A 12,334-nucleotide genomic window follows, 5' to 3' on the forward strand; every position below is an offset into this window, starting at 1 on the left:
CTTGATTTTATTATTTACACACAGTGCAACCATAGCTTTGAGTTAAGAAATTTAACTTAATATGCGAACGGCAAATTTGATAGTAAAATTCCTTAAAACCGCCTTACTAACTCTACTCATTTGCGGCCCGCTCCTCGCCCGCGCACAAAATGCTCCTCTTCAAAACGGCTTTGCCCATAACGATTATTGGCACAAACGCCCGCTGTTTGACGCGCTTGACAATGGCTATACCCACATTGAGGCCGATATATTTTACATTAACGGCGAAATGGTAGTGGCGCACTTCTTCCCCTTTTTCCAGGGCAAACGCACGCTTGAAAACTTGTACCTGAAACCACTTTCCGAACGCATTAAAAGGCAAGGTAATATTTTTGAAGGGTATGATACCCCGATTACGCTGATGATCGATATTAAAACCGGCGCCGAGGATACTTATCAAGCGCTTAAACCCTTACTCAAAAAATATAGCTCCATCCTTTCCAGCTACGAAAACGGCAGGGTACACCAACGGCAGGTAACTATTGTGCTATCGGGCAATAAACCTTACCGCTACATTAAAAATGAAAAACAGCGCCTGGCATTTATTGATGAAGATTTGCGCGATGTAGGCAAGGATAAATGCGATGCCAACGTTTACCAGATGGCCAGCTGCAAATACAGTTCACTATTAAATTGGGATGGCAACGGCACCATGCCCGAAAAAGAACGCAAACTGCTATGCAGCTATGTAACCAAAGCACACAGCATGGGCAAAAAGGTGCGCCTGTGGGCATCGCCCGAAAAGGAAAGCGTGTGGAAACAGTTGTTGGGCTGCGGCGTTGACCTGATTAATACGGATGAATTAGCAACATTGCGCAAATTTCTTGTGAGTAACACCTTAGTTCATGAAAAAATTAATCTTGCAGGCAAGCCTCGGGTTGCGTCTTTGTAATTTCCTTAAAACACTCCAGGTATTCCTTCACCATCTTATCCCAACCAAAATGCTGCATGGTGTAAGCTTTTATCTCAGCCGCCTGCAGCGGATAAGGCGATGGTATAACTGCAAGGTCGTTGAGCACATTTATCCAGGCAGTTTTATCAGCGGCGGGCAAAAGGTAACCATTACGCCCATTGGTAATTACATCTTTTATGCCTTCAATATTCGAGGCAAAGACCTTAGTGCCGCAAAGGCAGGCTTCCAGGCATACCAGGCCAAAACCTTCCAGGTCGCCACTAACCGGAATGTTGGGCATAATAAAGGCTTCGGCGGCTATTAATAATTGTAATATATCCTCAAAAGGCATACGGCCAAGGTGTTTTACCCTATCAGTTGCACCAGCGCGTTGCAGCAGGCGGCGAATCTCCTCTTCATCAGTAGGCCAGCCTAAAAACGAGGTTACCTGCCTGCGCATTTTGGGAGGCAAAGAGCGTATCACCTTATCGGCCAATGGCGCGCGTGGCTTAAACGGGCCAACCATGAGCAGCATAAAATCATCGCTCAACGCAGGCAGCACGTGTTTTATTAACCACGCGAAACCTTTACGCTTTACTGCTCGCCCCATGCAAACCAGTATTTTTTTATTATTCAGATCGATGCCATGCTGCTTGGCTATGTCCCGCAATTGACGCGTGTTTGGCTGGCAATCAGCAATGGATGCATCTACTCCGTTGCTTATTACCTTAATCTTATCAGCCGGTATGCCATACCGCTGGCAGGCATCGGCAGTAGCGTTGCTTACCGCAAATACCTTCTCAAACTTTTTGTACTCGGGCAGCACCGTGCGCCGGTAGGTATGGTTCGGGAATACTACATCAAGCCCGTGCAAGGTAACCGTACGCTTTAAATGTTCATATCCCTTGTGGCGCATACATATGGCGGCCATCAATCCATCATTATAATGAATAACGCTGATATCCGGATACTTGCGGCACATGGCTACAATACGCCGGTTAAGCGACATAAAAAAACGCAGCTTGCTGGTGCCTGCTTTATAAATAATGGTATGCACACGGGTATGCTTTTTCATGCCCCGCACCAGCTCGTAGCTTTGTTTTTCCATACCACCTGTAGCCGGCGGATGTTTATGACTCACAAACAGGATTTCCATTTTGATAAAGTGTAGTTGTTCGTTTCCTGTCTATAAAAAAGTAAGCCACCAGTCCCACCAATATCCAGAACACCTGGCGCGCGCGCCGCAATAACGAAGCAGTAACCCATGTTTCGGTTGCGGTAAGGCCGATGGCGGCGAGCATTAATTTGTTACCGTATTCTTCAACCCCAATTTGCGCAGGCACAAACGCCCCTGCCGATTTAAAAACGATCACACTCATATCAACAAACATGGCCGGTATAAATCCGGCACCGGTATCCAGCAGATGTAATATGATATAAAGCTCGAGCGAGCCCAAAGCCCAGTGCAGCATAAAAAAGCCACAGGCCATCAGCATATTCTTTTTGTTGTTACGATAGAAGTCAGGTAAGGCACGTTTTACTTCCGCGATTTTGATCCGCAGCTTTGCGGTACGTGTCGCCAACCAGTTGCCTATACGGGTTTTATGCAGTTGTTTAAAAAATAAAAGCAATAGGTATATCAATGCTATAATGCCTGCAACTATACAAAGCACTACTAATGCAACTTTAAACGAAAAATGCAGCGCCGGTACAAACGCAAAAGCCAGGATGGTTATAAGCAACAGCGATAGCAAATGGGTAGCCATCATCAGCACGCGCGATAATAGTACAGAGGTGATCACCGTCTGCTTTTCAATTGTACTATCGCGAAGCAGGTAAACCTTAAGCGCTTCACCGGCTACTATGCTTGCGGGGTTAATGATGCCTACCGTTTCGCCCACATGCCGTACCCAAAAAAGATGAAAAAGATTAACAGACCGTCCATCAGCACCCATGCAATACCGCCAGGCTATAGTACCACAAGTATAGGAGCATGCGCTGGCAACCAATAACCACAAAAAATGTGTACCTACCTGTTGCAGTGATTGTCCTACTTTTTTAAAATCGGTATGGCGAATAAAGAACCAGGCACATATCAGTACAATAATTATCAATAAAAACTTCAGATATTTCATTCGGCGGGCAGCAGTTGGCCGTGATTTTGTTTGGCCAGTTGATTGAGATCATTGAAATATACGTCAGCGAGTTCATCCCAGTCGAAAGTGCTGCTATAACTTAAACCCGCCTGTATAATGTTCCAACGCAGGTTATCATCATTAAGCAACAGCATAATTTTATTGATGTACTCACCGGCATCATAAGGGCTACACTTAAATCCATTGATGCCCTGCTGCATAAAATCAGCCGAGCCGCCACCATCCGCGATAACGCATGGCAGTCCTGATGCCATTGCCTCGAGCACTACATTGCCATAAGCCTCGGAAACCGAAGGGAACACAAAAACATCCGCGGATGCATACAAGGCCGAAAGTGTTTCATGATCTACCCTGCCGGTAAAAAACGCGTCGGGCATACGCTCTTCGCATACGGATTTTTCTTTACCATCGCCCGCAATTATTATATTAAACGGTATGCTGGTAGCCTTTAAGCCGTCATAAATATCAAACAAAGTTTCCAGGTTCTTTTCCCAAACCAGACGGCTGGCAAACAATATTACCGGGGCGTTATTGCCCGTCATGTTGCGCATCAGTTCAGCATCATTTTTGGCGGGCGAAAAAAGGCGGGTATCAATACCGCGTTTCCAGCTTTTCATTTTACCGGCGTTTACGCCAATATCGCCCAGCCAGCGGCTTATTCCTTCGGATGGCATGTAGATCATATCGCAGCCATTGTAAAAGTTACGCTGACTTTCTATGACTCTTGAGCGGATAAAATCTATCAGGAAAGGGGTATGCTTAAAGTAATAATCGATGTATGATATAAAATGGGTGTGATATATGGTGATCACGGGCAATTGCTCCTGCCGGGCATATTTGAGCGCGAATTCACCCAAGAGTGACGGGGTTGAAATGTGCACTACATCGGCATCAAATGTGCGCAGCTTTTCTTTCAAGCTATTTTGCACAAGCGCCGGCAAAGCCAGTTTGTAACTCTTGTTTACCGGTACGGTAAATGCCGGTACCTTTAAACATTCAAAACCATAAAGCTCATCAGGGCCGGTGCCGCATATAAACAGAAATTCATAACGCTCCGCATTAATACGGCTGATGAGCTGGTACATGGTGCGTACTGCCCCGTCATGATCCTTATCCAGTATCTCCGAAAAAAATACAACCCTTGTTCTTCTGAGGTAAATCATACCCAAAACTATGGGCAACTTGTAATCTCATCATTAATTTAATATTGTTTATGGCTGCCCTTTGGCGATGATCAGGGTTAGATAATGTTATCAAATTATGAAGAATACAAGCTGTTTTGTAACAATTTGTTTAGACATTAGGGTAAATTTTAAAAACAAGTTAATCAGGCTATTCAGGTATCTTCAAAATCTCTATATTAGCCCACCTCGATAAAAACGGATTATGAGAAAAAACCTTTTACTAAAAACAACATCTCTGTTGTTTCTGTCTGCTGCTGCTATACCTTTTACCGGCTACGCGCAGAACACACAGATACCTCTGAGCGATCTGTCGGCTTTTAAAAAGCCATCTGCTAACTGGTCTGTTGCCGGTTCGGTGAAGAGCGATTTCAACAAGGAAGAGTCGCTTGAGAAGAAAGATGGACAAGGCATTCTGGTTACTATCCCGGGCAAGGGAAAGAATGAAGACATTTTTACAAACTTTGAGCACGGCGACATCGACCTGAGCGCTGATTTTCTAATGCCTAAGGGCTCAAACTCGGGCATTTACCTGCAAGGCCGTTATGAAATTCAGCTGAGCGATGCCTGGGGTAAAGATAAACTTACCTACCAGGATCTGGGTGCTGTATACCCACGTTGGGACGAAAGCCGTCCGCAAGGCCAGTTTGCCTACGAGGGCGTAGTACCGCGTATCAACGTAAGCCGCGCACCGGGCCTTTGGCAAAATATCCGCATTGTTTTCCAGGCGCCAAAGTTTGACGCTTCGGGTAAAAAAACTGCAAATGCCCGTATTGTTAAAATTGTGCTAAATGGTGTTAACATCATTGAAAACGCAGAATTACAGGCGCCAACCCGTGGCTCAGCCTTCCCTAATGAGGCTGCTACCGGCCCAATCCGCCTGCAAGGAGACCATGGTGCTGTAGCCTTTAAAAATATCAAATACAGCACATCTGTTGATACTAAAGAAACTGATGGTTCAAAACGTACCTTTAGCGAGAAACAGGTATTTGTTACCGTTACCGATGAGCCGGTATTACTACGCAGTTTTGTTGACATCAACGATAAAAAACGTGTTACCCACGCTATTAACGTAGGCTATCCCGGCAACATCAGCTACTCTTATGATTTAGGTACGGGAGCATTGTTCCAGGTATGGAAGGGCGGCTTTGTTGATGGTACGCCAATGTGGTTGTTCCGTGGCGATGGTAATACTACCGTTATAGGCAGTAAGTTACCATTAACCGATGCGCCATCTTTAGCCGTATTATCAGCTGATAACACCGCATGGCCTGATTCACTGAACGCCGACCAGGCATTCCGCAGCCGCGGTTATGAGCTTGACGACAAAGGTTACCCAACCTTTAAATACGAAGTAAGCCAGTTAAAAGTAGATGATAAACTAACCAGCGAAGATGGTGGCCGCAGCTTAACCCGCGTGGTTACAGTTAATGGCCCGGTTAAAGATAAGCTTTACCTGCGCGCCGCATCAGGCAGCGATATTGTTGAGGCAGGTAACGGCATGTACGCGGTAAACAACTACGAGTACTATGTACAGTTTGATAAAGGCGCCAAACCGGTACTGCGCAATGCAGGCAACGGTAAGGAGTTGCTTATCCCGGTAAAGGATGCTGATAAAGGCGCATCTGTTAAATACTCAATTATCTGGTAATCTCAACAAACACTGTTAAATGAAAGCTATAGTAAAAAATATATTACTCTCTTTATCTGTAACTGCCGTTGTTGGGTTTACAGCTAAAGCACAAAATAAGGAAGCCGGAGCTACCGAAAAAGATTTTTACCGCATTGTTACCCTGCCGATACCCGAAGGTGTTGAGCTGGAGGTTGGCGGTTTAGCCCTGTTGCCTAACGGCGATATGGCCGCATCAACCCGCCGTGGTGATGTTTATATTATTGAAAACCCGTACATGCTTAACGGCACCACACCATACTACCGCAAGTTTGCTACCGGTATGCACGAGCTATTAGGCCTTGCCTATAAGGATGGCGCGTTATACGCCGTACAGCGTGGCGAGTTAACCAAACTGGTTGACAAGAACGGCGACGGTAAAGCCGACGTTTACGAAACCGTATTCGCCTGGCCGTTAACCGGTAACTACCACGAGTATTCATACGGCCCGGTGGTTATGCCTAACGGTAACTTTATGGTTAACGCCAACGTTGGTTTTGACGGCTTTGAGTGGTGGAGAGGTAAGAGCCACGTGCCATGGAGAGCCTGGACAATGGAGATCACGCCTGATGGCAAAATGATGCCGTTTGCTACTGGTTTACGTTCACCTGCAGGCCAGGGTTTGATAGATGGCAAATACTTTTACTCTGAAAACCAGGGCGACTGGGTAGGCTCGGGCCACATGATGCAATTAAATAAAGGTGATTTTGCAGGCCACCCTGCCGGTTTAAACTGGGCTGCACGTCCGGAGTCGCCGGTTAAGGCACGTACTCAGGATATATACTCACGTGTTGACCCGCGCTTTAATCAGGGCAAAATCGAGGATGATGATCCGAACCGCCCGTACAAAACATTTTTTGAGGTAGCTAAAGAAGTACCGGGCATGAAACTGCCAACCGTTTGGTTGCCGCACTCTATACTGGGTACCTCAACATCATCAATGATACAGATACCTAACGACGACCGTTTTGGTCCGTTTGCCGGGCAGGTAATTATTGGCGACCAAGGTCAGAGCCGCCTTAATCGTGTTTACCTGGAGCAGGTAAAAGGCGAGTACCAAGGCGCTGCCTTCACCTTCCGCGAAGGTTTTGAATCAGGCGTTCTGCGTTTAGCCTGGGGCAATGATGGCTCGCTGTTTGTAGGCCAAACCAACCGTGGCTGGGGTTCAAAAGGCCAAAAAGACTTTGGCTTAGAGCGCGTGGTATGGAGTAAACGTACGCCGTTTGAAATGAAAGCCGTTAAGGCCATGCCTGATGGTTTCGAGATTGAATTTACCAAACCTGTCAATAAAAAAGCAGCTGCCGATCCGGATGCTTACGCGATAACCGGCTTTATCTACAAATATCACCCGGTATACGGCAGTAACACCGTGCGCGAGCAGCAGCACGTGGTTAACGCGGCTATCGTATCAGCTGATGGTACAAAAGTTCGCCTGGTGGTTGATGGCCTTCGCGAAAAATATGTACACGAGATCACGCTTGACGACAAGATCGTATCAGCTGATAGCGCGGCTAAAGTGTTGCACTCTGTGGCGTACTACACGTTAAACAACATTCCGGAAGGCGCTAAACTTAACGTACCTAAGCGTACACCTAAAATGGGTATGGCCGGCCATGACCACATGAACATGGGCAAACCAACCACCACACCGGCTAAAGCTTCAACAGCTAAAACTCCGGCAGGTACCGGTTTAAAAAAGAATCAAACTACTAAACCTGCTTCATGGACAACTATTGATCAAACCATCACCCTGGGTACAAAACCAGGCTTGAAGTATGATAAGAGCGAGCTTACCGTTAAAGCGGGCAGCAAGATCAAGTTAACCTTCAGCAATAATGATGATATGCCGCACAACTTTGTAGTGGTACCTGACGGGCAAGCAGTTGCCGTTGGTGAACTGGCCATGAAACTCGGTTTGTCAAGCGTTAAGTTAAGCCATATTCCTAACACGCCAAAGGTATTATATAATACCACGCTGGTTGGGCCGGGCGGTTCGCAAACCATTTATTTTGAGGCGCCAAGCAAACCCGGAAAATATACTTATGTTTGTACCGTACCAGGACACTTTTACGTGATGCAGGGCACACTCATAGTGAATTAACCAACATTACACCATACAGAATAAACCGGTACTTAGTTACCGGTTTATTTGTTTTAAATCCAATTTTAACTGTGAAAAGTACGTTTTATTTACGCTTATCGGGCTTTGCCACACTGGGCATTTGCATCGTGCTGTTTTTATGCGGTAGGATGGCGCCTAAGCCAAAGGTGCTTGTTTTCGCCAAAACAGCGGGCTTCCACCATTCATCCATTCCAAAGGGGCTTGCAGCCGTAATGAAACTGGGTGCCGAAAACAATTTCGATGTGGATACCACCACCAATGCAAACGCATTTACTGAGGCTAACCTGAAAAAGTATGCAGCGGTTGTATTTTTAAGCACCACCGGCGATGTTTTAAACCAATATCAGGAAGCTGATTTTGAGCGCTACATACAGGCCGGAGGCGGTTTTGTAGGCATTCATGCCGCAAGCGATACCGAGTATGGCTGGGGTTGGTATGGCAGGTTAGTTGGCGGTTACTTTAAAAGCCACCCGGCACCGCAACAGGCTGTATTGAATGTGGTTGATAAAAATCATCCATCAACCAAACAGCTGCCTGATACCTGGACCCGTACTGACGAATGGTATAACTTTAAAAAGCTGAACCCCGATGTTAAGGTATTGATCACCATCGACGAAAAAAGCTACAAAGGCGGCGAGAATGGCGACAAACACCCGATGGCCTGGTATCATAATTTTGACGGCGGCCGTGCGTTCTACACCGAGCTTGGCCACACTGACGAATCATACGCTGATCCGCAGTATCTGCAACATATCTTAGGGGGCATAAAATATGCTATTGGTGATGCTAATGCAATCGATTACAGTAAAGCCAAAACACAGCGCACTCCCGAGGCTAACCGTTTTGTAAAGCGTGTGCTTACCGAGGGAACACTCTATGAACCTACTGAAATGGCCATCCTGCCAAACTTTGATATACTGGTTGCCCAACGCCGAGGCGAACTGATGAAGTTTGATGCTGTTAAAAAAACGGTTAAACAGGTGGGCTACCTCAATGTATACTTCAAAACAAAAGTTCCTAACGTAAATAGTGAAGAGGGTTTATTAGGTATAGCAGCAGACCCGAACTATGCCAGCAATCACTTTATTTACATGTATTACAGCCCGGCGGGCGATGAGTCGATAGACCGTTTATCGCGCTTTGTTTTTAAGGGCGACACCTTGGATAACAGTTCTGAAAAAGTGATACTGGAAGTTAAAACACAGCGGGAAATCTGCTGCCATACCGGTGGTTCTATTGCTTTTGGTAAGGATGATAACCTGTATGTATCTGCAGGTGATAACTCTACTCCTTTTGATGAACCCGGCCAGAAATATCCAACCCATAGCTTCGGACCGATGGATGACCGCCCCGGCCATGAGCAGTATGATGCGCGCCGCTCGGCAGGGAACACCAATGACCTTCGCGGAAAGATTTTAAGGATAAAACTTAATGCCGATGGCAGCTACGATATCCCGGAAGGAAACCTGTTCCCGAAAGGCACAGCCAAAACCCGCCCGGAGATTTACGTAATGGGTAACCGTAACCCTTACCGCATATCAATTGATAAAAAAACAGGCTACTTGTACTGGGGTGAAGTTGGCCCGGACGCCAACGTGGACAGCATAGGCACCCGTGGCCCGCGCGGTTACGATGAAGTGAACCAGGCTCGCAAAGCCGGTAACTTTGGCTGGCCGTTTTTTGTAGGTGACAATTACGCTTACAACATCCACAATTACGAAACTAATGAGAATGCGGCACCGGCTGATCCGGCAAAGCCGATGAACAACTCGCGCAACAATACAGGCTTAAATGAGTTGCCGCCTGCGCAACCGGCTTACATCTGGTATCCTTACGCGCAATCACCAGATTTTCCGGAACTGGGCAGCGGCGGACGTACGGCTATGACCGGCCCTGTTTACCATAGCACAGACTATCTGCCAGCTACCCGCTATCCATCTTACTATGATGGCAAGCTGATTATTTATGACTTTGTGCGCGGCTGGATTAAGGCCGTATCGCAAACACCTGCAGGTGATGTGGACAAGATAGAGCCTTTTGTTGATGGCATGAAGTTTAACTCCATGATAGACATGGAAGCCGGTCCAGATGGCCGCATCTATGTATTGGAGTACGGTAACGGCTGGTTTAATAAAAACCCGGATGCGGCTATTTCCCGCATTGACTACCTGGCCGGAAACCGTCCGCCTGCCATAAACACCTTCAAGGTTAATAAAACAAGCGGCAGCACGCCGTTAACTATAACCGTAACAGTAAAAGCTACCGATCCTGAAAAGGATGCGCTTACTTACGTTTGGCATATCGGTGCGGTGAAAAAAACCACCAAAGTACCTTTACTAAAACACGTGGTGGCAAAAGCAGGCGAATATGATATAAGCGTTGACGTTATAGATACCAAAAAGGCATCAACAACCAGCAACACCATAACGGTTTATGCCGGTAATGTGCAGCCAACTGTAGCGGTTAATGTAAGCGGCAACCGCAGTTTCTACTTCCCCGGTAAACCGGTTAACTACAAGGTAAGCGTGCAGGATAAAGACGCGCCGGTTAACCTTTCAAACCTTTATGTTACCGCTAACATGATTAAGGGACGTGATATGGCCGGTGCCAACCTTGGGCACCAGGTGGTACAGGCTACAACCATTGGCAAAAACATTATGCTTACTTTGGATTGTAAAGCCTGCCATAAAGAGAACGAAACCTCAATCGGTCCGTCATTTGTTAAAGTGGCGCAAAAGTATAAGGATTCAAGAAATGCCAATACGCACCTTGTCAGCAAAATTATAAAGGGCGGCGCTGGCGTTTGGGGTGAGGTTGCTATGCCTGCGCACCCATCGTTAAAAGAGGACGATGCCAAGCTGATTGTGGGCTGGATTCGTTCGCTGGCAGATGATAACAAACCCAAATCGTTACCGGCCAACGGCAGTGTAACACCGAGCGCGCAAGATGCTCAAAAGCAGGATATGCTTTACACCATACAGGCTAATTACACCGATGCGGGAGCCAATGGCGTAAGGCCACTATCAGGCACGGGCACAGCGGCATTGCGCAGCAGCGTTGTTGAAGCCGACGAGTTTACCGCCGTTACAGGCTTTACCAGCAAAGAGGCAGACGGCACAAAATACTTGGTGTTCCCTGCAACAACGGGCAGTTTTAAAGCGGGTAAATTTGATGGCACAGGCATTAAAGCGCTTCAATTTAACGGTGTAGGCAATGGTACGTCAGCAAGCTATACCATCACCATTTACAACGGTAAAGGCGGTGTTAAGCTGGGCAGCGGAAGCATAAACTTTGCAGCTGGCAACCAGGCAGCAACGGCTACCATACCTTTAACAAAAGCGGTTACCCCTGCCCTGCGCGATTACTACATTGAAGTGAAGCAAACTGCGGCAGTTAAAAACCCGCCTTTGCTTAAATCAATACGGTTTGTGCCTTTGTAGGGATGAAACCACAACAGACAAAAACGCCTTGCTAAAAAGCAGGGCGTTTTTGTTTAGTTAAAAATGTAGTCTCCAGCGGGATTGATCCTTATCGCCAACTCCTGTTGCCTTGCGTTGAACTGATTATATCCCTTTTTGAGTTTATCCCAAAAAGCGATGATGTTTTTATCCGAAGCATAGGGTGAGGAGATACGGTCAGCTGAAATACTGTCGAACTTATACGGAAATATATAGACCGGGATTTTATGCTGCCCGCTTTGGTAGGCTTGTAATGCCAGCACGTATATTTCCTTGATATAATCGTCGGTGACGGGCAAACAACCAACGGTAACACATTTGCCATGTATAAAAATATCTCCGCCGGGATTAGCCTTTCCGCTCCTGATCTTGTCAGCAGCATTTGGATAATTTAAGCCTAACGACAAGTAATAAGCGCTCGCCGGATTAAACCTATCTATATAATAAAAGCCTTCAGGTACCTGCCCATCACCACTACGGCGCTTGGGCCCCAGCACGCCCGACATAGAACAAACGCTGTAGGTTTTAAATTTACGATATTTTGCCTCGGCAGGCGCTTTAATATAAACCGTAAGATGCTGCTCAGTTTTGAAAGCAGTTATCAAAATATTGATTCCATTGAGCGACAAGCCATAAGGCTTAAGCTTTTCGTTCAGTAACTTTTCCTTATCGTTATAAGCCTGCTTAACACGCGCGCTACGTTTTTGGTCGCGCATAAAAGCTGCGTCATCAGTAAATGAGGTGAATGCTGTTGATAGTACTACTACGGTGATAATTAAGGCAAGGCGTGTCATTATATAAATTTACATAATAACGG

8 protein-coding genes are annotated in these 12,334 nt (G+C 46.4%); 4 read left to right on the plus strand and 4 right to left on the minus strand.

The annotated features are described in order from the left end of the window. The first annotated feature begins 61 nt into the window (after positions 1 to 61). On the plus strand, positions 62 to 931 hold the full coding sequence (locus tag LT679_RS07320) for a phosphatidylinositol-specific phospholipase C/glycerophosphodiester phosphodiesterase family protein (RefSeq protein WP_232176807.1): 870 nt from the start codon (positions 62 to 64) through the stop codon (positions 929 to 931). On the opposite strand, the gene LT679_RS07325 is transcribed toward LT679_RS07320, so the two are convergent. Genes LT679_RS07325 through LT679_RS07335 form a run of 3 tightly spaced genes read right to left on the minus strand, consistent with a single transcriptional unit; the run spans position 894 to position 4,268 of the window. Further along, on the minus strand, positions 894 to 2,087 hold the full coding sequence (locus LT679_RS07325) for a glycosyltransferase family 4 protein (protein ID WP_232176808.1): 1,194 nt from the start codon (positions 2,085 to 2,087) through the stop codon (positions 894 to 896). The genes LT679_RS07320 and LT679_RS07325 overlap by 38 nt on opposite strands. Then, positions 2,062 to 3,066 carry a lysylphosphatidylglycerol synthase transmembrane domain-containing protein gene (locus LT679_RS07330; RefSeq protein WP_232176809.1) on the minus strand — a complete coding sequence of 335 codons (1,005 nt, stop codon included), beginning with the start codon at positions 3,064 to 3,066 and terminating at the stop codon, positions 2,062 to 2,064. Before LT679_RS07330 ends, LT679_RS07325 begins: the two co-directional genes overlap by 26 nt. Continuing rightward, on the minus strand, positions 3,063 to 4,268 hold the full coding sequence (locus LT679_RS07335; RefSeq protein WP_232176810.1) for a glycosyltransferase family 4 protein: 1,206 nt from the start codon (positions 4,266 to 4,268) through the stop codon (positions 3,063 to 3,065). Before LT679_RS07335 ends, LT679_RS07330 begins: the two co-directional genes overlap by 4 nt. 205 nt (positions 4,269 to 4,473) lie before the next feature. On the opposite strand from LT679_RS07335, the gene LT679_RS07340 reads away from it, so the two are divergent. The 3 genes from LT679_RS07340 to LT679_RS07350 all read left to right on the plus strand — a co-directional run bounded on the left by LT679_RS07340 (position 4,474) and on the right by LT679_RS07350 (position 11,499). Next, on the plus strand, positions 4,474 to 5,919 hold the full coding sequence (locus LT679_RS07340) for a 3-keto-disaccharide hydrolase (RefSeq protein ID WP_232176811.1): 1,446 nt from the start codon (positions 4,474 to 4,476) through the stop codon (positions 5,917 to 5,919). Positions 5,920 to 5,938: 19 nt separating this feature from the next. Next, entirely contained in the window at positions 5,939 to 8,038 is a 2,100-nt protein-coding gene (locus LT679_RS07345) for a plastocyanin/azurin family copper-binding protein (RefSeq protein ID WP_232176812.1), read from the plus strand. Positions 8,039 to 8,109: 71 nt separating this feature from the next. Continuing rightward, positions 8,110 to 11,499 (plus strand): ThuA domain-containing protein, encoded by a 3,390-nt coding sequence (locus tag LT679_RS07350; RefSeq protein WP_232176813.1) that lies wholly within the window; start codon positions 8,110 to 8,112, stop codon positions 11,497 to 11,499. Between the two features lie 53 nt (positions 11,500 to 11,552). Here the strand turns inward: LT679_RS07350 and LT679_RS07355 are convergent, their stop codons facing one another. After that, positions 11,553 to 12,311 carry a L,D-transpeptidase family protein gene (locus LT679_RS07355; protein WP_232176814.1) on the minus strand — a complete coding sequence of 253 codons (759 nt, stop codon included), beginning with the start codon at positions 12,309 to 12,311 and terminating at the stop codon, positions 11,553 to 11,555. Between the last annotated feature and the right edge of the window lie 23 nt (positions 12,312 to 12,334).

The organism is Mucilaginibacter roseus, assembly GCF_021215455.1.
In the GTDB taxonomy this organism is placed as follows: Bacteria; Bacteroidota; Bacteroidia; order Sphingobacteriales; family Sphingobacteriaceae; genus Mucilaginibacter; species Mucilaginibacter roseus.